Genomic DNA, 24,823 nt, shown 5'->3' with positions numbered 1-24,823 from the left:
CCATTCCGGCTTCATACGGGTACTTTCGAGGAACGTCGGCCGCATGGGGCACCGAGGTAACTGAACCGTGGATATCGCAACAATCCTGGGCATTGTCGTCGCCATCGGGTCGATCATCGGCGGTCAGGCACTCGAAGGCGGGCATCTGAGTTCCATTCTGCAGCTGACGGCCTTCATCATCGTTGCCGGTGGAACCCTTGGCGCCTGTTGTGTGCAAAACCCCCTGTCTGTCGTCATCAAGGCCTTGAGCGGCGTGACGCTCGTGATCACCAATCCGCCGCACGACGTGAAGGGCACGATCACCCAGATTCTCGATCTCGCCAATGTGGCACGAAAACAGGGGCTGCTCGCCCTGGAGGGGAAGCTCAAGGACCTGCACGACCCCTTCTTTAAAAAGGGCATTCAACTGATTGTCGACGGCACCGACCCCAAGCTGTTGCAAGAAATCCTTGAGATCGAGGTGGAACATCATGAGGAAGAAGGCGTCCACGCGGCAAAAGTCTGGGAAGCGGCAGGCGGCTATGCGCCGACGGTCGGAATTCTCGGTGCCGTGCTGGGTCTGATTCACGTGATGGAGAACCTGGCCGATCCGTCAAAACTCGGCGGCGGCATCGCGGTGGCGTTCGTCGCCACCGTCTACGGCGTTGGCCTGGCGAACCTGTTCTTTCTGCCCATCGCCAACAAAATGAAGTTCAAACTGAAGGAAGAAGCCGGTTTACGCACGATGGTCATTATGGGACTCGTCGGACTGGCTCAGGGCGAAAACCCCAGGCTGTTACAGGAAAAGCTCGAGAGCTTCCTCCCTCCGCACGAACGTACCAAGGAAGACAAGAAATGACGCGATCTGTCTTTTCTGGTGCCTCGACACGACGACCTTCCACAATGAACCGCTAATGTGTCACGGCTGACGCCATGGCCAAAAAGAAACACGAAGAACACGAGAATCACGAGCGCTGGCTGGTGTCCTATGCGGACTTCATCACGCTGCTGTTCGCGTTCTTCGTGGTGATGTATTCGGTCTCCTCGGTGAACGAGGGAAAATATCGAACGGTGAGTGATTCCATTAAGGCGGCGTTAAATCCGGTCAACAGCACCCCCACCAGCCGACTGCCGTTTGCGGTCGGCGACGCCAAGCCGAAAATGATCAATACCGACATGGCCAGCGCCAATGAGCCGGTCATTCGACGGATGAAGGAGATACTGAAAAAGATTCACCCCTCGCTGGCACTCGAGATGCCGGACATCAAGATCGTGGAAACCGGCAACGGGACCATCATGATTTCCCTACCCGAATCCATTCTCTTTGCCAGCGGTGAGGCGCGTGTTCGACCCGAGGCGTTACCCTTCCTCAAATCCCTCGCGCAGATTCTGATCGAGATGGATCGCCATGTCCGGATTCTTGGCCATACGGACAATGTCCCGATCCGAACAGCTCAGTTCCCGTCGAACTGGGAACTGTCGGCCGTACGCGCCGTCATGGTGGTCAGAATATTCTCAGAGTTGTATGAAGTGCCGATTTCGCATCTCTCCGCGACCGGATTTGCCGATTCAAAGCCCGTGGCCACGAACGATACCCCTGAAGGACGGACCAAGAACCGGCGGGTTGAAATCATCGTGCTGGAAAAGAATCTGACGGAAGAGACGCTCGATTCACTGCTACCAGGGGAACCACCCCCGGCTCTCCCATTTTGAGCCGATCTCTCAGTCATGAATGAGACAGATGGGCCCATCAGGCATGGGCCTTACAGACACACCCTTACGAGTAAAGAATCTTACAAAACCAACCGATACAGCGCGACGCGGGGAAGCGTGTACCTCTCGAAAGGAATCTCTGTATGACTCTCAAGCCGACTGGTGATTTGACGATATTCGAGGTTGGGGCATTGTGCGAGGAACTGAAGCAGGCCACTGGGACCCATCCTCAGGTCGAATTGGATCTTTCTGAAGTCGACAAACTTGATGCCTCGGCGATTCAACTGCTGCTTGCCGTTCGCCAATCGGAACAGTTCGTCCTGACGGGGATCACTGATTCCATACGTGCGCGAATGGCCGACATGGGTGCGTAAACATCTGGACCGCATGAGTCCGTACGGGAAGAGCTACCAATGATTCTCGACTGGTTATACGTCGTGTGTGCGTTTTGTGCGGGCACCTGCTTGTCCTGGGTCTGGTTTCGTCGAGGAAGTGTCGCAAGTACGAACGAAGTCCAGTCCACGCAGGACGTCATGCTGAAGGATCAGGCGGAGCGCACCGTATTGTGGGAGCAGCTCGGCCATTCGATGATGCCGCTCGTGCTGATCCTCAATGCGCAGATGAAGAGCGTCATTCATCAGACCGAAGAGGCCGCCACCGACCTCGGCCAACGATTCAGCATGATTGCCTCCCGTGCCACGGCGCAGGGCAAGGAATTCATGACCCTCTACGGCGGAGGCGGGGAGCTCAACCTCGATACCGTATTGAAAACTACGGATACCATGCTCGAAGGGTTTGTCAGCGACGTTATGAAGTCGTCGGAGATGGCGCTGAACATCGCCACCATCATGGACGAGGTGGAGCGCAGCACGAAGGCGATTACCGGCATGATCGGCGAAATTCAATTCATCGCGGATCAGACGCGACTGCTCGCGCTGAATGCCGCGATCGAAGCCGCGCGAGCAGGAGAACATGGACGCGGGTTCGCCGTGGTCGCCGACGAGGTCACCAAACTCGCCAACCGGTCCGGCCAGGCCGCGAGCAGCATCAATACCATGGTGAAGGATGTGCAACGAAGTACGACCCACGCGATGAGCACCGTCGAGAGCTTGGCGTCCGTAGACCTCAGTAAGACCCTCTCCATTAAGCATCGTCTTGATCAAATGACCCGCAGCCTCGCCGAGCGAAACAAGACACTACATTCCGCCATTATGAACTCGAAGTCTCACGCCGACGAGCTCGCCCAGGACGTGGGGAAAATCATCATGGCGCTGCAATTTCAGGACATCACGCGGCAGAAGCTTGAACATGTGATCGAGCCGCTCACCGAGGTGCGCGAGGTGATGGACGCGCTGATTCAAGGCCAGTCTCGTGACCAGGTTGCCGCCAAGCTGGGTATCCTCGCGAGGCTCGACAAAAGTTACACGATGGAGGAAGAACGTGCGCTGTTTCATCAATCCACGAACGGGCAGTTTACACGAGCATCGCAGACCGTCGCCCCTGCGGAAGATGCCAATGTCACCCTGTTTTAAGTAACGCCGGATCATCAGAGTAATGAAGGAGTGCGTCATGCCGAAAACAGTCTTAGTGGTCGACGATTCACCGACGATGCGCCAAATGGTGGCGTTTACCCTGAGTAGCGCCGGCTACCAAGTGGTGGAGGCCGGTAACGGCAAGGAGGCGGTCGGCAAGGTCAACGGCGGGACCAAACCTGACCTGGTCGTCACCGACTTGAACATGCCGGAGATGGACGGCATCTCGTTGATCAAGGAAATCCGCAAGATGCCCGCGCTCAAGTTCACGCCGATCCTCATGCTTACCACTGAAGCTTCGGATGATAAGAAAAAGGCCGGACAGGCGGCGGGCGCAACCGGATGGATCGTGAAGCCGTTCAATCCCGAGCAGATGATGGCGGTGATCAAGAAGGTGTTACCTGCATAGGAGCCATCAGCTGTCAGCGGTCACCGGTGAGATCCATTCATTCGGCCGATCGCTGAAGACTGAAGGCTGAAGGCAATTTATGAGCACAGACCTTTCCCATTTTAAAGATGCCTTTTTCGAGGAATCGCAGGAACACCTGACGACCATCGAAGAAGGATTGCTCCAACTCGAACAACGTCCCGGGGACATCGACCTCTTGAATCGAATATTCCGCGGTGCGCATTCCATCAAGGGCAACAGCGGCATGTTCGGCTTCACGGCCGTGTCCCAATTCACGCACAAGATGGAGTCGGTTCTGGACCAGCTCCGGAGCAGCCAGATGGTCGTGACGGTGGAAGTCACCGATCTCCTGCTGCAATCCCTCGATTGCCTGAAAGCGTTGATCGATTGCGCCAAATCCGGCGAGGCGCCGAACGACGAACTGGTATCCGCCTTGGGCGCGCGCCTGGAGGCCTGTCAGAACGGGGCGACCCCCACGAAGACCGTGGCTGTGACGGCCGCACCGGTGCCTTCACACGCCACACAGGAACATCACTATACGATTACGTGGGGACCCCCTCAGTATTTGTTTCAGCGCGGCCTCGATCCCGCCCAGTTCATCAAAGAACTGGGAGAGTTGGGCCGCGTCAAGATTGCGTCCCTCGATACCAGCCGATTGCCAGGTCTCAAAGAGTTGGATCCCGAACAATGCTACTTGGGCTGGACCCTTGAAGTGGAGACGGTCAAGGAGCTGAAAGTCATCGAGGCCGTCTTCGACTTTGTCCGGGACGACAGCACGCTCACAATCGTCGACAGACCGACGTCCGGCGCTCCGGCATCGGCCATGTCGGACGGCCCAAAACCTCTGGGAGAAATCCTTGTGGAAAGCGGGATCGTCTCACAGAGCGAGCTGAATCAGGCGCTTTCTCAACAGAAGCGCGTCGGGGAAATTCTGGTCGAACAGAAAGCCGCGACCCTCGAACAAATCTCCGAGGCATTGAAGAAACAATCCGATAACGCGCCGGCAAAGAAGGCGGAAACGCCCTCCATACGGGTCGATACCGTCAAGATCGATCGACTGATCAATCTCGTCGGTGAACTCGTCATTACGCAGTCCATGTTGAGCGATCTCGGCTCCCGCTTTGAGATGAGTCAATTGCCGGTCCTGCTCGAACGGGTGGCGCAACTTGAACGCAATACCCGCGAGATTCAAGAGCGGGTCATGGGTATTCGGATGGTCCCGATCGGCAATGCCTTCAGCCGGTTCCCGCGCCTCGTCCGAGACCTCTCGGGGAAGGCCGGCAAGAAGATTCATCTGATTCTGTCTGGTGAAGAGACCGAACTCGACAAGACAGTGATTGAATCCATCGGGGACCCGTTGACGCACCTGGTGCGGAATTCAGCCGACCATGGCCTCGAAACCCCGGCGGAGCGCCTGGCGGCAGGCAAACCCGAACAGGGTATCATCCGCCTCAATGCGTTTCATGAAGGCGGCAATATCTGCATCACCGTGGAAGACGACGGACGCGGTCTGAATCGTGAAAAAATCCTCGCCAAAGGCGTCAAGCAGGGATTGATCGCGGAGTCGGACAAATTGTCCGATGAGCAAATCTGGATGCTCATCTTCAAACCGGGTTTCTCGACCGCCGACAAGGTCACCGACGTGTCAGGCCGCGGCGTCGGGATGGATGTGGTCAAGCGCAACATCGAAGGCCTGGGCGGCACCGTCAGCATCAAGACCACGGCAGGGAAGGGCACAACCTTCACTCTGAAGCTGCCCCTCACGCTGGCGATCATCGAAGGCATGACGGTTCGTGTCGGCAAAGATACATACATCGTTCCGCTGCTGTCGATCCTCGAATCGATTCAACCGAAGCGCGAGATGATCAAGACGATAGTCGGCAAAGGGGAACTGGTGAATGTGCGCGGTATCTATCTCCCTCTGATGCGGCTCTACGACGTGTTCCGCTTGGAACCGGAACTGTCGGATCCGACCAAGGCCATCCTGTTGATACTCGAAACCGAAGGCGAACGCGTCGCCGTGATGGTCGACGAAATTCTCGGGCAACAGCAGGTGGTCATCAAGAGCATGGAGCAGAACTTCAGAAAGATCGAAGGCGTCGCCGGCGCCACCATTCTCGGGGACGGCACGGTCGGATTCATTCTGGATGTCCGCGGACTCCTCAATATCTCTCGGAATGGGACGGCCCAAGCGGCGTAAGCGACAGGTGTTCGAACGACAGCGACGACGATTTCACGAACAGGGTGGGAGGACACGATGGCAGAACAGGATTCCGCGAACAAAGAATTGAATCATCAAATGGGGATCAGCACCGACGGCAGTCAGTTTCTGACGTTCCAGCTTGGTGAAGAGCTCTATGGCGTCGACATTCTTCGGGTACAGGAAATCAAAGGGTATACGGCGGTCACGCGTATTCCCAATACCCCTCCTCACATCAAAGGCGTGTTGAACCTCCGCGGGACCATCGTCCCCATTGTGGAGCTTCGCACGAAGTTCGGGATGCCGACGATCGAATACACGATGTTCACCGTGATCGTGGTGGTGGTCGTGAAGGAAAAAATCATGGGACTCGTCGTGGATGCGGTCTCCGACGTGCTCGATATCGATAAGAAAGACATTCAGCCTGCGCCGCAATTCGGCGCGCAAGTCGACGTCAGCTTCCTGAACGGCATCGGCAAAGCCGGAGACAAGCTGGTCGCGCTGCTGGACATGGATCGCCTGTTGACCGACGGAGACATGACGGAATCCGAGAGAATTGCCGCTTAACCATCGTACCCAGGGAGATCACGACATGGGACTAAACGTTGAATTGTTGGAATCGAGCTTCAAACTGGTCGCGCCCCAGGGCGATGCGTTGGTGACCCGCTTCTACGAACGGCTCTTTGAGAAGTATCCGGTCGTCAAGCCCCTGTTCAAAAACGCGTCCATCAGCGAGCAGAAGAAAAAGCTGTTGGCCTCACTGGTGCTGGTCATCCAGAACCTTCGCCATCCGGAAAAACTCACCCCGGTGCTGCAGGATATGGGAGCCAGGCATGTGGCATACGGCGCCAAGCCGGCCTACTACGACGCGGTCGGAGAGAATCTATTGGCTGTGCTTGGCGAATTTGCCGGGGAGGCGTGGACGCCTGAGGTCAGTCAAGCTTGGACGGACGCCTACGCAGCGATCAAGACGATTATGCTCGAGGGAGCAAAACGAGTACCCCACACACAAGGAGAGAAGAAGATGAGCAAGGCACCGGCAAAGAGCAAAACGAAGGCCCTCGCGCAGGTCGACATGAGCGAGTTTTACCTGGGCGCGCTTGAGCAGTCGCAGAACAACATTCTCCTGTGCGACCGCAATCTGGTCATCACCTATGCCAATTCTACGGCGAAGAAGACGCTCACCGCTCTGGAACCGGCCATTAAGAAGGTGTTGCCGAAGTTCAACGTGAGCACGGTGGTAGGCACCTGCATCGATGAGTTCCATTTGGATCCCAGCAAGCAGCGGAGAATCCTGTCCGATCCGGCGAACATGCCGCACCGCGCGGACATCCAGATCGGCCCGTTGACGCTGAGCCTGCTGGTCACCGCTGTGATGAGCCCGAGCGGAGAGTATCTCGGGAATGCGTTGGAGTGGGCCGACGTCACCGAGAAGCGCAAGATGGAGCAGCAGGCTGCGGCCATGAGCAAATCGCAGGCGATCATCGAATTCAACCTCGACGGGACCATCGTTACGGCCAACGACAATTTCCTCAGTTGCCTCGGCTACACCCTGGACGAAATCAAAGGGCAACACCATCGGATGTTCTGCGATCCGGCCTATGTCGGCACCATCGAGTACCAGGCATTCTGGGCAAAGCTGAATCGGGGAGAATTCGACTCCGGTGTCTACAAACGAATCGCCAAAGGCGGGAGGGAAATCTGGATCCAGGCCGTGTACAACCCCATCCTCAACGCCGCGGGAAAAGCGACGAAAGTGGTGAAATTCGCCACCGACATCACCGCGCAAAAACAATCGCAATTCGAAATGGAGAAACTTGTCGCCGAAGCCCAGGCTGTCCTCGGTCGCTTGGCCAACAATGACCTGACGCAAGAGATGACCGAGTCCTATCGAGGCGATCTGGACAAAGTGAAAACCAGCATTAATGCGGTCGTCCAGAACCTCACGCAGACCATCACGGCCGTGCGTGAAGCCGTCCAGGCCGTGTCCTCCGGTGCGGAGCAGATTACCAAGGGGAACGAAGACCTTTCTCAGCGCACGTCGGAACAGGCCAGCGCGTTGGAAGAGACGTCCGCCTCCATGGAGGAGATGACCTCCACCGTGAAGCAGAATGCGGATAATGCCAAGCAGGCCAACCAGCTGGCCATCGCGGCACGCGACATCGCCGACAAGGGCGGATCCGTCACGGTTCGCGCGGTGGAAGCCATGGGTGAAATCAACAAGAGCAGCAAGAAGATCGCGGACATCATCACCGTGATCGACGAGATCGCCTTCCAGACCAATCTGCTGGCATTAAACGCCGCGGTGGAAGCGGCCCGAGCCGGGGAGCATGGCCGGGGCTTTGCGGTGGTGGCGGCGGAAGTCCGGAATTTGGCCCAGCGGTCGGCGACCGCAGCCAAAGAAATCAAAGGATTGATCAACGAGTCGATCCAACGTGTCAGCGACGGCAGCGAGTTGGTGAATCAATCCGGCAAGACGCTGGAGGAGATCGTCAGCTCAGTGAAGCGGGTCACGGACATCATCGCGGAGATCACGGCCGCATCCCAGGAACAGGCCCAGGGGATCGACCAGGTCAACAAGGCCATCATGCAGATGGACGAGACCACCCAGCAGAACGCGGCGCTGGTGGAGGAAACCACTTCGGCCAGCCAATCCATGAAGGATCAGGCCAAGGAGCTGATGAGCCAGATGGAGGTGTTCGTCGTCAACGCATCCGAAGGCCATGCGCCTGTGCGCACAGCCGCGTCTTCGGCGAGGACTGCGGGCAAGCCTGCGGTTGCCGTCACAAAGCCGGGATTGAAGAAACCGAGCTTCTCGGCGAAGCCTTCGGAGATCAAGCAACCGGTTGGTGTCGCAGCCGGGAACGGCCACGATCGCCACAAGAAGGATGACGACTTCGAAGAGTTCTAGCATCCTGACCGCGCGGGTGGGCACTTGTTGTCCACCCGCGTGTTTCCCTCACGTGACGCGCTTTTTCCGCAACTCCCACCCACATGTGCAGCGTGATTCCCCTCAAGAAACAGGTTCACACAACCGATAAGTGAAGGTGCGGGTGTATTCATGCCGGACCCGCTTGGACGGCTCCGGTCGATTTCACCACTAGCCCAAGGACGAATCATGGACTTCAAAACCATCCTCTGGTATCTCGTCCTCACCAGTTTGACCGTGGCATACCTCGTCGTGTTGGCCGGCGTGCGTGCCGCCAAGTCCCACGATGTGTCGCACCATTCCCATCGCATGATCATCGGATGCACCATCGTCGGAATCTGGCTGGTCGCCTACGTGCTCAAACAAGCCCTGTTCGGACGGGAGTCGTTCAAAGGACCGGATAGCGACTATTGGTCCATTTACGTGCCCATCTTCGTCACCCATATGTTGCTGGCCGTCTCAACCATCATCCTCGGTGCGTACAACCTCTACATGGGACTCCATCGCCTTCGATTCGGCAGTGTGGGAGCAATGGTCGCCGGTATGACGACGCATCGCCGCATGGGCAATGCTCTTGTATGGACGTTCAGCGGCACGATGGTTACCGCCTATTTGGTCTATCTGATGTTATTTGTGTGGTATCGGAGCTAACACGATGGAATACGCGATCTCGAAGCAGGAATACGAAAAGATCCGCACGTTGCTGTACGACGAAAGCGGCATCTCTCTGGGAGACAGCAAGCAGTCCTTGGTGGTCTCTCGCCTGACCAAACGGCTCCGTCACCTCCACATGGATAGCTTTGCCTCCTACTGCGAGTATGTGACACAGGACAACAGCGGCGAAGAGTTTACGCGCATGCTGGATCTCCTCTCGACGAACAAGACGGATTTTTTTCGCGAGCCTAAACATTTTGATTTCTTGCGGGAGCGCATCCTGCCGACGCGTGAGAAAGACAAACAGATTCGCATCTGGTCTTCCGCCTGCTCAACCGGCGAAGAACCGTACACCATCGCGATGACGCTGTACGAAAGCGTCCGTACCCCGGAGCAATGGAACTTTCAGATTCTTGCCTCAGATATCTCCACTCGCGTCTTGGCACATGCCGCCAAGGGACTGTACGCGGAGGAGCGGGTACGCGAGGTTCCGGCGGAGATCGTGAAGCGGCATTTTCTCCAGGGACGTGGAGACAGTGAGGGGCTGGTGAAGGTCAAACCACATCTCTCCGCGATCATCACATTTCGACGGTTGAATCTGATGGACGATCGGTTCCCCATCAAGGCCCCGCTTGACCTGATCTTCTGCCGAAACGTGATGATCTACTTCGATCGCCCCACGCAGGAACGGCTGGTGAACAAGTTTTATCATCACCTCAAGCCGGGCGGATATTTGTTCATCGGGCACTCAGAAAGTCTGCAGTGGGTTTCTCATCCCTTCAAATCAATTGCCCCGACCATCTACTGGAAGGAAGCCTGAGCGAGATGCCCGCTATCGACACCGATACATTTTCTCATATCCGCCGGATGCACGATCGCCGGTTTCCTCATGAAATCGCCTGCATTCTGCCGGGCGAATTCTTCGTCAGTCGGGAATCGATGGTGGTGTATACGGTCCTCGGCTCCTGCATTTCCGCCTGCATTCGCGATCCGATCGTCGGCGTCGGAGGCATGAACCATTTTATGCTCCCCGCGCCGAAGGAGCACCAATCCGGAGATTCCTGGGGCGGGGAATCGACGCGCTATGGCTCGTTTGCGATGGAACAGTTGATCAATGAGATTCTCAAACGTGGCGGGGTGAAGCATCGTCTCGAAATCAAACTGTTCGGCGCCGGGAGAATCTACGAAGGCAATATCGATGTCGGGGCCCGCAATACCGAATGGGTGCTGCAATTTCTGAAGACCGAAGGGTATGCCATCGCCAAGAGCGATCTCGGCGACGTGTATCCGCGCAAGGTGTACTACTTTACGGATTCCGGGCGCGTGCTGATGAAAAAGATCGAACGGGTCAAGAATCGTACAATTTACGAGCGAGAGTCCGCCTACCAGCATCGGATCGCAGAGGAGCCCACGACGCAACAGAGCGATATTACGCTTTTCTAAATGTAGACCCCCAGTGGTGGCCCTGTTCGCAGCCACACCACAAGACCTGGAGATGTTCGGCAATGGCTAAAATTCGAGTCTTGACGATCGATGATTCCGCGTTGATGAGACAAGTGTTGGCTGAGCTGCTGTCAAAAGACCCCGACATCGAGGTCATCGGCAGCGCGCCGGACCCGTATGTCGCCAGAGAGAAGATCAAGGCGCTGAATCCCGACGTGCTGACCTTGGATGTGGAAATGCCCAAGATGGACGGCTTGACCTTTCTGGAAAAGCTCATGCGGGGACGTCCCACGCCGGTGATCATGGTCAGTTCATTGACCGAGGCCGGCTGCGAGACCACCCTCCGTGCCATGGAGCTCGGCGCGGTGGACTTTATCACCAAACCGAAGATCGATCTCCGCCAGGGAATGGACGACGTTGCCGCCGACTTGATCGCCAAGGTCAAAGGCGCGGCCACCGCTACGCTTCGACGGACGCCTGCTGCAGGCGCACAGGCTGCTGCGAGGCCGACCCAACTGAACTCGGCGATGATCAAGACCACCGACATGATCATCGCGATCGGATCTTCGACCGGCGGGACCGAGGCCGTCAAGGAGGTGTTGCAGGTGCTGCCACCCAATACCCCGCCGATCCTGATCACGCAGCACATGCCGGAGCGTTTTACCAAGACCTGGGCCGATCGGATGAACGAACTCTGCCGCATCTCCGTGAAGGAGGCCGAAGACGGAGACAGTGTGTTGCCTGGTCATGCGCTGATTGCGCCCGGCAACTACCACATGACCTTGGTCCGCAGCGGCGCGCGCTATTCGGTGCGCATCAATCAGAATGAGCCGGTCAATCGCCATCGCCCCTCGGTCGATGTCATGTTCGACTCCGTCGCGCAGTATGCGGGAGGCAATTCAGTGGGCGTGATCCTGACCGGGATGGGCGGCGACGGCGCGAAGGGATTGCTCAAGATGAAAGAAGCCGGGGCCTATACCATTGCGCAGGATGAGGCCTCCTGCGTCGTCTTCGGGATGCCCAAAGAAGCCATTAAGCTGGGCGCGGCCGACGTCGTGCGCCCCCTCAAAGATATTGCCGCAACCGTGCTGAGTCATGTCACCCGTGCCTGATCGTTCACTTTTGCCATAGAGGAGCCACGATGAAAATCACGAAGGAAGTCAATAACCGGAAGGTGACCTTGAAGCTGGAAGGCAACTTTACGTACACACAGCGTAAACCATTTCAGGAAATGTTGAAATCGGTCGCCGTCGACGGAGTCGACCAGATCGTGATCGACCTCTCACAGGTGGCGTTTCTCGACAGCGCGGCATTAGGACTGCTGATGATTTCCCACCGGCAGTTGCAAGCGGAGAAACGTACGTTGTCGCTGGCCTATCCCCAGCCGACGGTCCGGCAGATTATCGAGTTGGCGAATTTGCACAAGACGATTCCGCTGATCGAAACGGACGCCCCGTCGATGGCCAAGAAGAGCGCTTGAGCCCCTCCACGGTCAGGGAGAGAGCCGGGCATGCAGATTACTGAGCGACGTGTCGGAAATGCCGTCATTCTCGATCTGGTCGGGGAGCTGACCTACGCCAACCGCGCCGCCTTCAAGGGGGCGGTTGATCGCGTCAAATCGACCGGGTGCCGGCAGGTGATTCTGAACATGCACGGGGTTCGCTTCCTGGACAGTTCGGCACTCGGAACCTTGGCACTCGTGGCACAAAGCCTGAGCGGCAGGCCGGGACGATTCGCGCTCCTGAACCCGCAAAGTTACGTGAAGGAAATCATCACTCTAGCCAACCTGCATCAGATGTTGCCGGTCTACCACTCGGAGCAGGACGCCCTTGCGGCAACCACCCTGCCGGCGGCCGGTTGAAGACTCTCAGGAGCAGTGTACGTGGGTGAACCCGCACCGCAGATGACACAGCCGGCCGGCGTTGGGCCGGCTGCCAAACCAACCCCGGTGATTTTGCTCGTCGACGACGATGAAATCACGAGAATCGGCATGGCCGGTCGGTTGAAACGTTTGGGGTATCGTGTGATCGAGGCGGTCGATGGAAGCGCCGGCTTGACCGCGATCCGCGCGCACCGTCCGGACTTGGTGATCCTCGATTGGATGATGCCGGGCATGGACGGTCCCAGTGTCTGCGAGGCGATTCGTGCGGATCCCGAATTACGATCCAGCCAGGTCGTCCTCATGACCGCGCATGACCGGCCCGAGCAGATTGCCGAAGGGCTCTCGCGCGGCGCCGACGATTTTCTCAGTAAAGCCGCCAGCAAACAGGAAGTCTTGGCGCGGGTGCACGCCAGCCTCCGATCCAGCGCCCTGGTTCGTGAGATCGAACGCACCCGGGACGACCTGGATCGGTCGCACAAATTACTCTCAGCCAAACAGCACGAGTTGGAGAGCGAACTCCAGTCGGCCGCGGCCTTCGTGCGTGCGCAACTCCCCCTGCCGGGGATGCCGGCGCCGGGTATCGCCATGCACTGGGCCTATCAACCGTCGCTTGCGTTGGGGGGCGATCTCTTCCAGGTCTGTCCCTGGGGACCGGATGCGCTCGGGCTCTATATTCTCGATGCGTCCGGCCACGGTGTCGCCGCAGCCTTGCGCGCAGTGGGACTCATGAGTTTTCTGCGCGAAGACAATCTCCTGAAAGCCGTGGGCAGTTTCGATCCCGGAGCGATCGTGAACGAGGCCAACCGGCGTTTTCCCCTCACGCAGGACGGCGAGTATTTTACCCTCTGGGTGGGGCGACTCGATCTCGAGTCCTCCCGCTTGTCCTATGCCACCGCAGGCCATGGGGGCGCATTTGTGCATGCCAACAGTGGCGACTCCCGATGGCTCGCCTCCGCCAGTCTTCCGTTGGGATTCGATCCTGACTCGACGTTCGACAGCGTCTCAACGCAGCTGCAGCCGCTCGATCGTCTGTATCTGCTGAGCGACGGCATCTACGAAGCGCCGTCGTCGACCGGTGAACTCTGGGGCCGAGCTCGCCTGCAGGCCACACTCGAGGAGCATCACGCGTCCACACTCGTGCACAGCATCACGGAAACCATGGCCACCGCCCATCACTGGTTAGGCGGGGACATCTTCCCCGACGATGTCGCGCTGCTCGGGCTGGAAATTCAGGACCGGTCGACCACGCACAAGGGGAGGGCATAGTGGAATCTCAATCAATCATGGACCTGGCTGCTGCACTCGAGCGGTTGGACGGGGACCAGGAGCTCTTTCTGACGTTGGCCGGCCTGTTCGTGGAACGCACCCCCCAAGCACTTGCCGCCCTCCGGACGGCGATGACCGCCGGCGACCTCCCGGCTCTGATCAAGGAAGCGCACAAGCTGAAGGGATCAGCCATGGAGTTCTGCGCCAAACCGGCGGTGGCTTCCGCGGCCCACCTCGAAGAATCCGCGCGCAAGGCCGCCGTACAGGAACTCGCCGCACTGGCCGAGCAGGTGCAGACAGAGACCGCGCGACTCACGGCGGCCCTGACCACGATCATCGAAAAGGGCTTTCCCACATGACTGTGCCGGGCTCGTCCCAGACGCTGTTGACCGTCATCCCCGATGCGGACGCATTAGCCCTCACGCTGGAACAAGCCACCTCTCGCAACCTCTCCGTCGTCACCGCTCCGGATCCGAAGGCGGCACTCGCTATGGTCGAGATGGCACGACCTGAGATCGTCATCACCGACCTGTTCTTGCCGGGGCGTATGGGGTTGGTGCTGATTCAGGACATACACAAGCGGGCTCCCGCCACAGCCACGATTGCGTCGACCCAGACAACGGAGCAGGGGACGATCCTCGCGGCCATACGCGCGGGCGCCACAGACTATCTGCCGCTCCCGACCAGCGGGAAGGAGATCGGCCTGGCCCTGGATCGAGCGATCCAACGGCTCTCACGCCCGGTGGAGGCGATTCCCGGCATCGATCGACTGGACTACCGTGTGACCATCGGCACCGATCCCCACCACGTCGAAGCCTGTGTGAGCTGGTTGATGGAGCAGACCGCCGGAAACCTGCCGGAATCTCAACGCCTGCACCTCCAGGCCACCCTCATCGAACTTATCGTCAACGCCGTGGAACATGGCAGCCTCGAAATCCAATATCACGAGAAACGCCAGGCGCTCAGCACCGACCGATTCGATGCGTTGATCGAGGCGCGCCGGCGGGACCCGCGCTTCGCCGAGCGTCGCGTGGTCGTCCAGGCCGGGTACGACCTTCGCCATCGACGACTCCACTACGCGATTGCGGATGAGGGGAACGGGTTTGCCTGGAATCGCCTGCTGACGCGGGGCAACCAGCCCTGCGACAGCCATGACGCCAACGGCCGCGGCGTGTTTCTCTCCAAGGCCTTCTTCCCCGATTTGACCTATAACGAGCAAGGTACCCAGGTGACGTTCTCCGTTCCGCTTCCGTAAGCACCGCCGCTCGCCGACTTGACGCCCCTCCGCTCCGCAGTTTATCTTCCCCTCCCTGAGACCCGCGATGCACCCCCGATTCACCATGAGGCTCTCCATGACGCGTCCCGCTCGCCTGCTGTGCTCAATCATGTTGGTGTCCCTGTTGACCGCCTGCGGTAGCGCAGAGTGGGTCCATCCGACGCGCCCGAAAGACCAGTACGCCCAGGACTACAACAAGTGTCAGGCCGACACCCTGCGCGATCCCAAGCTGCAACAGGGCATTCAACTCCTGATCATTCAAGCCACCGAACGCTGCCTGCAAAAGCAAGGGTGGAGGCTGGTCGAAAAGGAATAACCGTTCATCGCGTCGCGCCTAGCCCCTGCGGGCATCTCCCCTCACGCAGTCCCGCTGTGCATCGTCATCCATCTCGGTCGTCCTCACCGTCCTTTTTGTTGACGGGTTGCGCAAGGTCCGCTATGTAATGAGGAAAGGCGGATCACCATCGCCATATCTCAACTGGAACCACACCCATGAAGCGCATTGACCTGATCGCCGGAGCACGACCCAATTTCATGAAAATCGCGCCGATCATCGACGCCTTGCGCGCCGCACAGGCAAGGGGCGGGAGCGCCCTACGCTATCGGCTGATTCACACCGGGCAACATTACGACAAAGCCATGTCCGGCAGTTTTTTCGAAGAACTGGGCATTCCCGATCCCGACATCAACCTGGAAGTCGGGTCTGGGACACAAGCCGAGCAGACCGCAGGCATCATGGTGGGCTACGAAAAAGTGCTGCTGAAAGACGCGAGTGATCTCTGCCTCGTAGTGGGGGATGTAACCTCGACGATGGCCTGTTCCATCGTGGCCCGGAAAATGGGCATCCCCGTCGCCCACGTAGAGGGCGGCATTCGCTCACTCGACTGGACCATGCCGGAAGAAATCAATCGCGTGGTGACCGACTCCATCACCAATTGGTTTTTCACCACCAGCGACACGGCCAACGACAACCTGCGCCGCGCCGGGGTCACCGAGGACCGTATCTTTTTCGTCGGCAATACCATGATCGACACCCTGCTCAAGCACGAAGGACGGTTGCGGCCGCCGGCCTGCTGGACGTCTCTCGCCCTGACACCGCAGCAATACTGTGTCGTGACATTGCATCGTCCGGCTAACGTAGACGGTGAACACAAACTGCTCGCCCTGTTGCAGGCCATCGCGGACAACACCCAGGGCGTACCGGTCGTGTTTCCCGTCCATCCGCGTACCGCGAAAAATCTCCGTGAAGCGGGCAAGGCGCTCCCGTCGATGCACTATGTCGACCCGTTGGGGTATCTGGAGTTTAACTATCTCGTCAAACATGCCCGTGGCGTCATTACCGATTCGGGCGGAATTACGGAAGAAACGACCGTGCTGGGCGTGCCTTGCTTGACCTTGCGCGACAACACCGAACGACCGGAAACCGTGACGATCGGGACCAACGAGTTGATCGGCACGGATCCGAAGAAGCTCCCGCCGGCTTTGACACGTTTGATGGCCGGGCAGTGGAAGAAAGGGGCGATTCCACCGAAATGGGACGGGAAGGCAGCGGAACGAATTGTCGCCCAGTTAGGGCGGCTGCTTCTTGCATCATGAGTGCATGTCAATGTCCACGGGCAGACGAGGACACTGAAGAGAGAGTAGTTGCATGATTTGCACCGTCAGTGCATATTATCCGCATGTGGATTGCGAGGGACGTTGAGGGGCTCATTCGGCGCATGGCGAAGCAGTTTCCCGCTGTGCTCATCACCGGCGCGAGACAGACCGGCAAGACCTCTCTGCTGCGGCATCTCTATCCCCGTACTTCCTATCTGCCTCTCGATCTCCCCGCGAATGCGGAAGCCGCGCGCACCGCACCCGACGAGTTGCTCAAGGCCTATCCGCCACCGGTGATCATCGACGAAATTCAGTATGCGCCGTCACTGCTGCGGCATCTCAAAGTCCACATCGACCAGGATCGCTCGCCCGGCCGCTTTCTCTTGACCGGATCGCAAGTATTCCCGCTCATGCATGGCGTGTCGGAGAGCTTGGCGGGGCGTTGCGCGGTGCTGAATCTGCATACACTCGCGAGGGCCGAATTGCTCGCGGCAGGCCATGCGATCGAGGAGTGTCGCTACCTGTTTCTCGGCGGATATCCCGAGCTGCACCGTGGGACCGATCCTGACCTGTGGTTTCCCGCCTACGTCGCCACCTATCTTGAACGCGATGTGCGCAACGTGCTGCGTGTTGCGGACCTGCCGGAGTTCAATCGGTTTCTGCGCGCCTGTGCGCTGCGGACGTCTCAGATGATCAATTACTCCGACCTTGCACGAGATACCGGCATTGCTCCCAATACCGCACGTAAATGGGCAGGGCTGCTTCAGACATCGGGAGTGGTGACCATGATCGAACCGTATTTCGGCAATCGCACCAAGCGGCTGATCAAAGCGCCCAAGCTCGCATTCCTCGACACCGGTCTGGCGGCATTTCTCGCAGGATTTCGTTCGGCACGGGAGCTGACGGCATCCACGCTCGCCGCGGCATTCTGGGAGTCGTATGTCTTCGGCCAGATTCTTCGACAAGCGGCCAGCCGCGCCGATGCCGCGCCGGTCGGTTACTGGCGCACTGCGGGAGGGCCGGAGGTGGATGTGGTGATTGATCGCGCCGGTGCCCTCACCGCGGTCGAATGCAAATGGAAAGAGCATCCAGGGCCCGCGGACGCCGACGGGCTCAAAGCCCTAGAGGCCGCTGAGCCAGGACGAGTGAAGCAGAAGATGATCGTGTGTCGCACGAAAGCAGCCTATCGTCTCCCCGATGGAACCTGGGTCGTGAGCCCCTCCGATGCGCTGAAACGGTTGACTGGAACATGAGGCCGGGCGGCATCGGAACGCCCCGGGCGCCCGGCAGATGCTCTCTCCCCCCTTCGCATCTATGCGCACCCTCACTCGGCATCCGAGACATCCCGGAGCGTACTGACAGGGTCGTCGGCTCGCCGACCGACAAGGGGTCCGACGCCATGGTGATCGCCCGTCTCATCATGCGCTCACATCCCTTGCGCGCTGCAATGACTTACGGTACAGTAAGGAATGTCTTTCCTTGTAAGGAGCTCCGATGTCCACATCAACGTTGACGAGCAAAGGGCAAACCACGATACCGAAAGACGTTCGAGAACGGCTCAATCTCCAGCCGGGAGACCGTCTGGAATTTGTGATTGATGAGGACGGCCGCGTAGTGCTGCTCCCGGCCAGCATCGACGCCTCGTTGTTAACCGGTATACTCAAGGCGCCGGCTCGTCCGGTGAGTGTGGAAGACATGAACCGAGCGATTCGTAAACGAGGAAGCCGCCAATGATCGGTCTCGACACGAACGTCCTGGTCAGACATCTCGTGCAAGATGAACCGAGTCAATCGCGTAAAGCCACACACGTGATCACGAAGCAATGTACGCGTGACGATCCAGGGTTCGTCAATCGCGTCGTCCTCTGTGAGTTGGTATGGGTGTTGGAAAGTGCCTATGGGTATTCCAAGGACACCATTGTGGCCGTGTTAGAGAAACTGTTGCAGACCGCCCAGTTGAAAGTCGAAGACCCGCAGACGGCATGGACGGCATTTCGCATGTATCAGTCAGGAAAGGCCGACTTCGCTGACTGCGTACTGGGTGCCACGAACCGACTCCGCGGATGCGACGAGACCGTCAGCTTCGATCAAGCCGCGGGCAAACTCGATGGGTTCCGGCTTCTTTAGCAAGTGGATGAACCGCTATCGTGTCTCGCCGGAAAAACGGCCGCATTCAACGTTGTAGATGGCACCGGCACGCGCCCGCAGGATAGTCGGCTCGCCGATCGACCTCAAGTGCCGACATGGTGCTGACCCCGCCTCGGCAGGTGAGTTGGTCGCGACGTCTTGTGCAAAAACCGGGTGATTCCGCAGTCTGCTAAATCAAACGGATGCGCGTCATAAATTCATGGGGCAGGGGGCCGCGGTGCTCGACGCGGATCGTCGTAATCGGCTCTTTATTGCCATACCGGCTGGATTTCCACCCGGCCATCGGCTGCAGCGACCCTTCGTAGAGCCGGCTGGTCCCACCCTCAATCGTCAGCAGGAGCGGCTGTTCCAGTCCCTCCAATCGATACCCCTCATCGACAGGGACGACGCGGCAGCCGACATGCCAATTCAGTTCGAGATGGTGCGTGCCGCTGCCCGTCAGCCAATCCCAGATCATCCATGAGCCCGACGTGTCGTACGAGATGCCGCGCAAATGCACCACACCCAGGCGTTCCTTGTAGCCATAGTGCCGCGCAATGACCGTCACCTTGCCTTCCGGCGTCTCCTCCCGATAGACCAGATGGGTGTCGAAGGGCTGGGACCAGGTCAGGGCCCCCTGCGGCACCGCTTGATCCAGGCCGTCCACCGTCACGGTATTGTGCCCGCGCGTGCCGCGGAAATACGTACGCCAGGCTTCGTCTCCCAGGTACGTGTAGGTGCCGGGATCGATCAAGAGGTCCTGCGAGCCGATCTGGAGAATCATCGAAAGGGCGTCGGCATGGCCATGGGCATAGCGCGGCGGCATCCCGAGCGGCCCGTGATCGAAGATGGCGCGCTGCGCCCCCCGTCCGCGGATGATGGAGTAGCCAGAGAGGTGAAACGTCGTCAGCCCGGACGCGGGTTTCCGTGCGGGCGTCCGAAAGCGAAGAGAGGGCGCGAGGGCCGTTTCGCCGTCACCGTCGCCGATGGGAGGCAACCGGTCGTCCGCCGCGGCACGAAATTCGTGGAGAAACGCGCGGCTGCGGTCGAAGGCCTGGCGGATCTTCTCAGGAAGCGGGCGCTGCTGATGATCGAACAACGCGACGAGTAACCCGTACAGGTCGCTGCTGAAGCGCAGATAGCCGAGCCCCTGCTCCTGACTGCCGCCATCCTGACTGATGTGCCGCGGCGTGTTGTCCTCCAACAGATACAGGCCGAAGGCCAGCCAGCGCTCCGCCTGTTCCAGCTCCGTGAAGAGACTGCCCGCATGGACCAGCGCAGCGGCCCCCGCCAGCGTTTCGTGCGGAATCGGAGAACGTAACGCCAGACGCTTCCGAATCAATTCCGCATGGCCCGACACCAGCGTGAGCAGCGCGCCCCACACCGCTCGGGGCTCTTGCATCCAGGGACGAATCAAATCCAGCGCGTAACAGCTTGCGAGCAGGCGCAGGGCGCACTCCATCGGCGAGACATAGTGGACGCCGATCAACAGGGGATTGGCCGCGACCCAGGAGAGAAACTGTGTCTCCACGGCCGCCACCGCGCGCGCCCGAACGGCGGGATCGGCCTTTTGCGCGATCAACCCCAGCGTCACGAGATGCTGCAGCCGTGAAGGTTCCCAGACCAGACGGGCGTCGCCATAGGGGTTTCCCCTATCGACCGGAATGCCGGGAAAAAAACGCCGGGGCCAGGTCTGCCCCGTATCCGGCGCCTGGTGCCAGCACGATCCATCGGCCGTCCAGTGCCAGGGGAACCCGAACACCGACAGGCGACCGCTCAAGAGCGCGTCGACCGAGGCCGCATCGAGGTCCACGTGCCAGGAAAGGGGAGGGAGCACCGGGTAGGCACTCCGGCAAAACGACGAAGCGGCAGTGTCCTGTTCGGTAAACGAGCGGGATAACCACCGGCTGCCCAATTGCCGCTGCAGGCGAAAGAGGGAGAAGAGCCCTCGCTCCCTCGCTCCATGCCACCAATCCTCAGGGCGACCGGCCGCGAGCGCCTTGGCCGATTCTTCAAGAGTACGAGGAAACAGATTCGACCTGAACGAGACCGTAACACGCAACGCCTATCCTCCATGACACGCGAGGAGAGATGCCTCTCGAAGACCCCGTCCATCCGGCCCTGGAGGACACCGGTCGTTGGGACGAAACAGTACCTTCGTTCGGCGCATTGGTCAATGCCGAAGTATCACGTACAAGGGGTCGGAGCATATACTACGTAGACATAACGCGGACATGTGCCAGGCTGCGACACTGCATGGGGATACCTGGCGATCCGGCCATTTGGCCCTCACACCTTTTCCGCAAAATATGCTAAGAGAAGACACTTCACGATCATCACGTCACTGAGTAGAACTACAATACAAGGATCTCCGCACCGCTGCGTCAAGACAAGGAGTCGCACAACAGGTGAAAAAAGCTCTCATTACCGGCATTAGCGGGCAAGATGGGTCTTACCTCGCGGAGTTGCTCCTCGCCAAAGGGTACGAGGTGCATGGAATCATCCGCCGGTCGAGCTCGTTTAACACCGGGCGCATCGATCCCATCTACCAGGACCCGCACGTGCCGGAAGCGCGGCTGCGGCTCGTCTACGGAGATCTGAACGACGCCAGTTCGCTCAATCGGATTCTGCGGACGATCCAACCGGATGAAATTTACAACTTAGGCGCCCAAAGCCATGTTCGCGTGAGTTTCGACGTTCCGGAATATACGGCCGAGGTCACGGGGCTCGGAACCGTTCGCCTCCTGGAGGCCATCAGAGAGTCGGGCATCAAGCCCAAGTTTTATCAGGCCTCCTCCAGCGAAATGTTCGGCAAGGTGCAGGAAATTCCGCAGCGCGAACAGACCCCGTTTTACCCGCGCAGTCCCTATGGCGCCGCCAAAGTGTATGCCCACTGGATCACGGTCAATTATCGCGAGGCCTACGATCTCTTTGCCTGCAGCGGCATCTTATTCAATCATGAATCCCCTCGGCGCGGCGAAACCTTCGTGACCAGAAAAATCACGCGGGCCGCGGCTCGAATCAAGTTGGGGGTGCAGAAAGAGCTGTACCTCGGCAATCTCGACGCCAAACGTGACTGGGGATTCGCCGGTGACTACGTCCAGGCCATGTGGATGATGCTGCAGGCCGTCCGGCCGGACGACTATGTCATCGCGACGGGTGAGACACATACGGTCAGAGAATTTCTCGACCGGGCGTTCGGCCACCTTGATCTGGACTGGCAACAATACGTGAAAATCGACCCACGTTATTACCGCCCCACGGAAGTCGACCTGTTGATCGGCGATGCATCCAAAGCCAAGCAGACGCTGGGATGGGAGCCGAAAGTGTCGTTTGAAGAGCTAGTGACCCTGATGGTGGATGCGGACGTACGGGCAGAACGTCAGACCTTGGAGGGAACGGGTAGAGGGGAGATGCTGAAGGCTTGAGGCGCGATGGTTCGAGGGGAGAGAGGCTTCGCACAGTCTGAACGATACATCTTTCCCTTCGAAAGGCTTGAGGTGTGGCAAGAGTCCATCGAATTGGCGGATGTCGTACTTGGACTACTGGAGCGTATCCCTCCGAATAGGCACCTGAGAATGGTGTCCCAATTGGAAGGAGCCGTCACATCAATTGCGCAAAACATTGCTGAAGGAAAAGGGCGGCAACATACGAAAGAATTTCTTCAGTATTTGAGTATCGCCCAAGGATCGCTCTACGAGACGGTCACGTCGACCGAGGTATTCCGCAGAAACAAACTCTTTGACGAAGTGGAATACGTGAAGGTTCGAGGAAAGACTGAACAGATCGATCGAAAGCTCAACGGCTTGATGAATTCAGTAAGGGGAAAGAAACGAGGAGAGCGGGTGTCAGATCTGGGAAGAAAGCAATGATCGCCGACCTCCGGCGGTTCGTGACTACCTCCAGCCTCAGACCTCTAGCCCGGATTATTCATGAATGCCGTCGCGAGGCGTTTGAGACCGACGCCCGCCGGGGCTTCTCGCACGTGAGGCCGACGCAGGCGTACTTGCAGTCCGTCGAGGAGGCTGAACGAGAACAGCCCCGCCGGGTGAGAGGATCGGGCGACGGAGCAGGTATTCATGAATAGTCCGGGCTAGCCTCACACAATCATGACGTCATTCTTCTCAAATAAGCGCGTTGTCGTCACCGGAGGTGCCGGGTTCCTGGGCTCAGTCGTCGTGACACAGCTCCGGGAGCATGGTTGTCGAAGTATCTGGGTGCCCAGGAGTCAGGATTACGATCTCGTTCAGATGGACGCTGTCCAGCGGCTCTATGACGACGGGGAGCCGGATATCGTGTTGCACTTGGCAGCACGGGTCGGAGGCATCGGCGCCAATCAAGCTAATGCCGGCCGGTTCTTCTACGACAACCTCATGATGGGCACGCAGTTGATGGAAATCGGGCGTCAGCGGAGGCTGGAAAAATTCGTGGCACTCGCCACCATTTGTGCCTATCCTAAATACACCCCGGTTCCTTTCCGCGAAGAAGATCTGTGGGCCGGATACCCGGAAGAAACCAACGCGCCTTACGGCCTAGCCAAGAAAATGATGCTGGTCCAGGCTCAGGCCTATCGCCAGCAATATGGGTTCAACGCAATTGTACTTTTTCCAGTGAACCTCTATGGTCCCGGCGACAACTTCGACATGCAAACCTCGCATGTCATCCCGGCCCTCATCAGGAAATGTGTGGAGGCGCAAGCCAAGGGTGAGAAGCAGGTCGTGCTGTGGGGAGATGGCTCACCGACTCGGGAGTTCCTCTATGTGGACGATGCAGCCCGCGCCATTCTGTTAGCGGCTGAACACTACAATGGCGACGAGCCGGTGAACATCGGCACGGGCGAAGAAGTCACGATTCAAGATCTGGCGCATCTGATCGCAGATGAAGTGGGGTTCGAGGGCAAGCTGGTCTGGGATACGACGAAGCCCAATGGCCAACCGCGCCGCTGTTTGGATACCAGACGGGCGAAAGAACTATTTGGGTTTGAGGCGAGCTGTGGCTTGCGCAGGGGAATGAATAACACGGTGCAATGGTTTCAGGCTAATCGTCAGGCGATACGGGAAGCACATTTATAGCAGAAAGATAAAACAGTCAGCCGGCGGAACAGCCGTGCCCTCACCCCGGAACATCGCCTCTTGGCGCGCAGAGGGGCAGGTGTAGGTGAGAACGATGACGCCTTGTCTTCGGGACACTGGACGCTCACAAGAGACGTCCACCTCACCGTCTCGGTGGCGTTCACAAGCGTGCCATGCTTATTCGGTATGGCGTGAACCTCGCGCCCGCCCGTGAACATAACGTTCTTTCTCCAGCGCGTCGAGAGCCCCAAGACTGCTGATCACATTGTAAGCTCGCATGAATAGGGACTAACGGGGATCGCGCGGTGCTCTGCATTGAGGCCTTTTGACGAGCATAGCTTCTCTACAGCCTCCATTCCGGGTCGCTCGATATGGGCTCATAGCCAGCTGGAAACGCCTGTGGCTTATGCTTGACGAAAAAGCGCGTTCATGCAAGGTTTGCAGAATTACGAACAATGCACCCTGATGCAGCCAACTTTTCGCAAGGAGAAGCGACAGATAGACATAGAGGATGCTGGTCATCGTCATGTCTGATCATCCTCTACTATGCCGAAACAGGAAAGAGGTTCCTTTGACTCGATCATTTTCTAGAAGGGAGTTCTTGAAGAGTTGTGGGTACATTTGTGCAGGTGTGGCTATCCTGCCCTTGCCACTATCAGCATTGGAGGAACCCAAGCAGGCCTTACGAAGCCTGTTTGTGGCACCAGACGGAAATGATGGCTGGCCCGGCACGAAATCTCGGCCTT

At 58.6% G+C, this 24,823-nt stretch carries 26 protein-coding genes and 1 pseudogene; 25 read left to right on the top strand and 2 right to left on the bottom strand.

What is annotated here, in order from left to right:
• The first annotated feature begins 67 nt into the window (after positions 1–67).
• The 22 genes and pseudogenes from KJA79_RS17440 (at position 68) to KJA79_RS17335 (ending at position 19,005) form a co-directional block, all read left to right on the top strand.
• Complete coding sequence (locus tag KJA79_RS17440; RefSeq protein WP_213043335.1) at positions 68–838, top strand: flagellar motor protein; 771 nt, start codon at positions 68–70, stop codon at positions 836–838.
• Between the two features lie 74 nt (positions 839–912).
• Positions 913–1,692: a flagellar motor protein MotB gene (locus KJA79_RS17435; RefSeq protein ID WP_213043334.1), complete on the top strand. Its 780-nt coding sequence runs from the start codon at positions 913–915 to the stop codon at positions 1,690–1,692.
• A 143-nt stretch (positions 1,693–1,835) separates the two neighbouring features.
• Positions 1,836–2,066, top strand: coding sequence for an STAS domain-containing protein (locus KJA79_RS17430; RefSeq protein WP_213043333.1), 231 nt, complete (start codon positions 1,836–1,838; stop codon positions 2,064–2,066).
• Between the two features lie 519 nt (positions 2,067–2,585).
• A pseudogene (locus KJA79_RS23380) lies at positions 2,586–2,903 on the top strand (methyl-accepting chemotaxis protein); the annotation flags it as partial.
• Between the two features lie 358 nt (positions 2,904–3,261).
• Entirely contained in the window at positions 3,262–3,633 is a 372-nt protein-coding gene (locus KJA79_RS17420) for a response regulator (RefSeq protein ID WP_213043332.1), read from the top strand.
• A gap of 79 nt (positions 3,634–3,712) precedes the next feature.
• On the top strand, positions 3,713–5,833 hold the full coding sequence (locus tag KJA79_RS17415; RefSeq protein ID WP_213043331.1) for a chemotaxis protein CheA: 2,121 nt from the start codon (positions 3,713–3,715) through the stop codon (positions 5,831–5,833).
• 57 nt (positions 5,834–5,890) lie between these two features.
• The gene (locus KJA79_RS17410; RefSeq protein ID WP_213043330.1) at positions 5,891–6,400 is read left to right on the top strand and encodes a chemotaxis protein CheW; all 510 of its coding nucleotides are present in this window, start codon (positions 5,891–5,893) and stop codon (positions 6,398–6,400) included.
• 25 nt (positions 6,401–6,425) lie between these two features.
• Positions 6,426–8,744, top strand: a complete 2,319-nt coding sequence (locus KJA79_RS17405; protein WP_213043329.1) for a methyl-accepting chemotaxis protein — start codon at positions 6,426–6,428, stop codon at positions 8,742–8,744.
• A gap of 207 nt (positions 8,745–8,951) precedes the next feature.
• Positions 8,952–9,413 (top strand): DUF420 domain-containing protein, encoded by a 462-nt coding sequence (locus tag KJA79_RS17400; RefSeq protein WP_213043328.1) that lies wholly within the window; start codon positions 8,952–8,954, stop codon positions 9,411–9,413.
• Between the two features lie 4 nt (positions 9,414–9,417).
• A complete protein-coding gene (locus KJA79_RS17395; protein ID WP_213043327.1) occupies positions 9,418–10,236 on the top strand; it encodes a CheR family methyltransferase in 819 nt (272 codons plus the stop codon).
• A gap of 5 nt (positions 10,237–10,241) precedes the next feature.
• A complete protein-coding gene (cheD, locus tag KJA79_RS17390) occupies positions 10,242–10,859 on the top strand; it encodes a chemoreceptor glutamine deamidase CheD (protein ID WP_213043326.1) in 618 nt (205 codons plus the stop codon).
• A gap of 62 nt (positions 10,860–10,921) precedes the next feature.
• On the top strand, positions 10,922–11,971 hold the full coding sequence (locus KJA79_RS17385; RefSeq protein WP_213043325.1) for a protein-glutamate methylesterase/protein-glutamine glutaminase: 1,050 nt from the start codon (positions 10,922–10,924) through the stop codon (positions 11,969–11,971).
• 29 nt (positions 11,972–12,000) lie between these two features.
• Complete coding sequence (locus KJA79_RS17380) at positions 12,001–12,339, top strand: STAS domain-containing protein (protein WP_213043324.1); 339 nt, start codon at positions 12,001–12,003, stop codon at positions 12,337–12,339.
• A gap of 30 nt (positions 12,340–12,369) precedes the next feature.
• Positions 12,370–12,720, top strand: coding sequence for an STAS domain-containing protein (locus KJA79_RS17375; RefSeq protein ID WP_213043323.1), 351 nt, complete (start codon positions 12,370–12,372; stop codon positions 12,718–12,720).
• 21 nt (positions 12,721–12,741) lie between these two features.
• Positions 12,742–14,007 carry a PP2C family protein-serine/threonine phosphatase gene (locus KJA79_RS17370; RefSeq protein WP_213043322.1) on the top strand — a complete coding sequence of 422 codons (1,266 nt, stop codon included), beginning with the start codon at positions 12,742–12,744 and terminating at the stop codon, positions 14,005–14,007.
• Positions 14,007–14,366, top strand: a complete 360-nt coding sequence (locus KJA79_RS17365; protein WP_213043321.1) for an Hpt domain-containing protein — start codon at positions 14,007–14,009, stop codon at positions 14,364–14,366. The genes KJA79_RS17370 and KJA79_RS17365 overlap by 1 nt, the downstream gene beginning before the upstream one ends.
• Positions 14,363–15,262: a response regulator gene (locus tag KJA79_RS17360; RefSeq protein WP_213043320.1), complete on the top strand. Its 900-nt coding sequence runs from the start codon at positions 14,363–14,365 to the stop codon at positions 15,260–15,262. Before KJA79_RS17365 ends, KJA79_RS17360 begins: the two co-directional genes overlap by 4 nt.
• Before the next feature lie 97 nt (positions 15,263–15,359).
• A complete protein-coding gene (locus tag KJA79_RS17355; protein WP_213043319.1) occupies positions 15,360–15,599 on the top strand; it encodes a hypothetical protein in 240 nt (79 codons plus the stop codon).
• Between the two features lie 176 nt (positions 15,600–15,775).
• Positions 15,776–16,879, top strand: coding sequence for a non-hydrolyzing UDP-N-acetylglucosamine 2-epimerase (gene wecB, locus KJA79_RS17350; protein ID WP_213043318.1), 1,104 nt, complete (start codon positions 15,776–15,778; stop codon positions 16,877–16,879).
• Positions 16,880–17,001: 122 nt separating this feature from the next.
• Entirely contained in the window at positions 17,002–18,132 is a 1,131-nt protein-coding gene (locus tag KJA79_RS17345) for an ATP-binding protein (protein ID WP_213043317.1), read from the top strand.
• A gap of 241 nt (positions 18,133–18,373) precedes the next feature.
• Positions 18,374–18,613: an AbrB/MazE/SpoVT family DNA-binding domain-containing protein gene (locus KJA79_RS17340; RefSeq protein ID WP_213043316.1), complete on the top strand. Its 240-nt coding sequence runs from the start codon at positions 18,374–18,376 to the stop codon at positions 18,611–18,613.
• Complete coding sequence (locus tag KJA79_RS17335; RefSeq protein ID WP_213043315.1) at positions 18,610–19,005, top strand: type II toxin-antitoxin system VapC family toxin; 396 nt, start codon at positions 18,610–18,612, stop codon at positions 19,003–19,005. Before KJA79_RS17340 ends, KJA79_RS17335 begins: the two co-directional genes overlap by 4 nt.
• Before the next feature lie 190 nt (positions 19,006–19,195).
• Here the strand turns inward: KJA79_RS17335 and KJA79_RS17330 are convergent, their stop codons facing one another.
• Positions 19,196–21,067, bottom strand: coding sequence for a heparinase II/III family protein (locus KJA79_RS17330; protein WP_213043314.1), 1,872 nt, complete (start codon positions 21,065–21,067; stop codon positions 19,196–19,198).
• 346 nt (positions 21,068–21,413) lie between these two features.
• Here KJA79_RS17330 and gmd point away from each other — a divergent pair, with 346 nt between their 5' ends.
• Both gmd and KJA79_RS17320 read left to right on the top strand, forming a co-directional pair.
• Positions 21,414–22,433 carry a GDP-mannose 4,6-dehydratase gene (gmd, locus tag KJA79_RS17325; protein ID WP_213043313.1) on the top strand — a complete coding sequence of 340 codons (1,020 nt, stop codon included), beginning with the start codon at positions 21,414–21,416 and terminating at the stop codon, positions 22,431–22,433.
• A 6-nt stretch (positions 22,434–22,439) separates the two neighbouring features.
• Entirely contained in the window at positions 22,440–22,877 is a 438-nt protein-coding gene (locus KJA79_RS17320; RefSeq protein WP_246507753.1) for a four helix bundle protein, read from the top strand.
• 44 nt (positions 22,878–22,921) lie between these two features.
• Here KJA79_RS17320 and KJA79_RS17315 read toward each other — a convergent pair whose 3' ends face one another.
• A complete protein-coding gene (locus KJA79_RS17315) occupies positions 22,922–23,086 on the bottom strand; it encodes a hypothetical protein (protein ID WP_213043311.1) in 165 nt (54 codons plus the stop codon).
• Between the two features lie 28 nt (positions 23,087–23,114).
• On the opposite strand from KJA79_RS17315, the gene KJA79_RS17310 reads away from it, so the two are divergent.
• Entirely contained in the window at positions 23,115–24,077 is a 963-nt protein-coding gene (locus KJA79_RS17310) for a GDP-L-fucose synthase family protein (protein WP_213043310.1), read from the top strand.
• Positions 24,078–24,823 lie beyond the last annotated feature (746 nt).

The organism is Nitrospira defluvii (assembly GCF_905220995.1).
Classification (GTDB): domain Bacteria; phylum Nitrospirota; class Nitrospiria; order Nitrospirales; family Nitrospiraceae; genus Nitrospira_A; species Nitrospira_A defluvii_C.
This window is presented reverse-complemented; position numbering and strand designations above follow the sequence as displayed.

What these genes read in the sequence shown, in the direction of transcription:
- KJA79_RS17395 (WP_213043327.1), top strand. Translation starts at nt 9,418, where the DNA reads ATGGAATACGCGATCTCGAAGCAGGAATACGAAAAGATCCGCACGTTG.
- KJA79_RS17340 (WP_213043316.1), top strand. Translation starts at nt 18,374, where the DNA reads ATGTCCACATCAACGTTGACGAGCAAAGGGCAAACCACGATACCGAAA.
- cheD (WP_213043326.1), top strand. Translation starts at nt 10,242, where the DNA reads ATGCCCGCTATCGACACCGATACATTTTCTCATATCCGCCGGATGCAC.
- KJA79_RS17415 (WP_213043331.1), top strand. Translation starts at nt 3,713, where the DNA reads ATGAGCACAGACCTTTCCCATTTTAAAGATGCCTTTTTCGAGGAATCG.
- KJA79_RS17405 (WP_213043329.1), top strand. Translation starts at nt 6,426, where the DNA reads ATGGGACTAAACGTTGAATTGTTGGAATCGAGCTTCAAACTGGTCGCG.
- KJA79_RS17400 (WP_213043328.1), top strand. Translation starts at nt 8,952, where the DNA reads ATGGACTTCAAAACCATCCTCTGGTATCTCGTCCTCACCAGTTTGACC.
- KJA79_RS17410 (WP_213043330.1), top strand. Translation starts at nt 5,891, where the DNA reads ATGGCAGAACAGGATTCCGCGAACAAAGAATTGAATCATCAAATGGGG.
- KJA79_RS17335 (WP_213043315.1), top strand. Translation starts at nt 18,610, where the DNA reads ATGATCGGTCTCGACACGAACGTCCTGGTCAGACATCTCGTGCAAGAT.
- KJA79_RS17315 (WP_213043311.1), bottom strand. Translation starts at nt 23,086, where the DNA reads ATGAATACCTGCTCCGTCGCCCGATCCTCTCACCCGGCGGGGCTGTTC.
- KJA79_RS17435 (WP_213043334.1), top strand. Translation starts at nt 913, where the DNA reads ATGGCCAAAAAGAAACACGAAGAACACGAGAATCACGAGCGCTGGCTG.
- wecB (WP_213043318.1), top strand. Translation starts at nt 15,776, where the DNA reads ATGAAGCGCATTGACCTGATCGCCGGAGCACGACCCAATTTCATGAAA.
- KJA79_RS17355 (WP_213043319.1), top strand. Translation starts at nt 15,360, where the DNA reads ATGACGCGTCCCGCTCGCCTGCTGTGCTCAATCATGTTGGTGTCCCTG.
- KJA79_RS17420 (WP_213043332.1), top strand. Translation starts at nt 3,262, where the DNA reads ATGCCGAAAACAGTCTTAGTGGTCGACGATTCACCGACGATGCGCCAA.
- KJA79_RS17320 (WP_246507753.1), top strand. Translation starts at nt 22,440, where the DNA reads ATGGTTCGAGGGGAGAGAGGCTTCGCACAGTCTGAACGATACATCTTT.
- KJA79_RS17380 (WP_213043324.1), top strand. Translation starts at nt 12,001, where the DNA reads ATGAAAATCACGAAGGAAGTCAATAACCGGAAGGTGACCTTGAAGCTG.
- KJA79_RS17310 (WP_213043310.1), top strand. Translation starts at nt 23,115, where the DNA reads ATGACGTCATTCTTCTCAAATAAGCGCGTTGTCGTCACCGGAGGTGCC.
- KJA79_RS17385 (WP_213043325.1), top strand. Translation starts at nt 10,922, where the DNA reads ATGGCTAAAATTCGAGTCTTGACGATCGATGATTCCGCGTTGATGAGA.
- KJA79_RS17375 (WP_213043323.1), top strand. Translation starts at nt 12,370, where the DNA reads ATGCAGATTACTGAGCGACGTGTCGGAAATGCCGTCATTCTCGATCTG.
- KJA79_RS17430 (WP_213043333.1), top strand. Translation starts at nt 1,836, where the DNA reads ATGACTCTCAAGCCGACTGGTGATTTGACGATATTCGAGGTTGGGGCA.
- KJA79_RS17360 (WP_213043320.1), top strand. Translation starts at nt 14,363, where the DNA reads ATGACTGTGCCGGGCTCGTCCCAGACGCTGTTGACCGTCATCCCCGAT.
- KJA79_RS17345 (WP_213043317.1), top strand. Translation starts at nt 17,002, where the DNA reads ATGGCGAAGCAGTTTCCCGCTGTGCTCATCACCGGCGCGAGACAGACC.